General features: G+C 34.7%; 1 protein-coding gene and 1 pseudogene. Both read left to right on the top strand.

All coding sequences use genetic code 11. From position 1 onward, the window contains the following. Nucleotides 1-194 (top strand): annotated as a pseudogene (locus A5N85_RS15855) (sodium-dependent transporter); the annotation flags it as partial. A 97-nt stretch (nt 195-291) separates the two neighbouring features. After that, a partial coding sequence (locus A5N85_RS13620; RefSeq protein WP_143143334.1) for a DUF711 family protein occupies nt 292-780 on the top strand: 489 nt, incomplete at its 3' end.

Below are 780 nucleotides of genomic sequence, written 5' to 3'. Positions count from 1 at the left end.
CTAAATTTATGTTGCCATTAACCGCACTTGCTACCGTCATTTTCGCTGCTTGGTTTATGAATAATGAAAGCATTACGCAAGAGCTTCATTTAAATGGCGGCATAGCTACGTTATGGAATGTTGTTATCCGATTTATTGCACCTTTAGGGGTATTGACTGTTTTTGCTTATGGCATTTATGAGCTGTTTGCTTAGGATTAACGATAAATAAAATTTATTTTCTGTTAAAAGTGTTTGAAAGGGATTTTAAACACTTTTGATATAAAGTTTTTTGATGTAGGAATTTTGATTAATGACAGTAATGTTTGAAGACTTGCAGTCTCCGTCACTTTGTCGAATTCGGACAGTTAGTAGTTTTATTCACTTAACAAAAAATACGACGCAATGGCGTGACCGAATTCTTGAAGCGAAAGTGCATTGTGATGCGGTAGCAAATTTTTTTCAAAAAATGGGATATGTAGTTCAATCAATTAGTATAATTACCAATCCATTTGGAGAGTTCCTAACGGTTGATAGTATTGATTCTGCTAAGGAAGGGCTAAAAAAGATTACGAACATTTTAAATGAAGCAGAGCAATCTTTTTCTCAAGGTTTACGAATCCGATTTGCGATTGGAGAGGCTCAGACAGCTGAAGAAATCCAATTATTACCAGAGTTGATTCAAAGTTATGGGGATTTATGTAATGCTTGTGTCAATGTTGAGGCAGATGCGTTAGGGATTTTAGATAATGCACAGTTAGTTCATTGTGCGCAGGTAATTAAAAAGATTAGTCAAATAACT

The organism is Suttonella ornithocola (genome assembly GCF_001889065.1).
In the GTDB taxonomy this organism is placed as follows: Bacteria; Pseudomonadota; Gammaproteobacteria; order Cardiobacteriales; family Cardiobacteriaceae; genus Suttonella_A; species Suttonella_A ornithocola.
The sequence above is the reverse complement of the archived record's forward strand: the minus strand, read 5'-3'. Positions and strand labels throughout refer to the sequence as shown.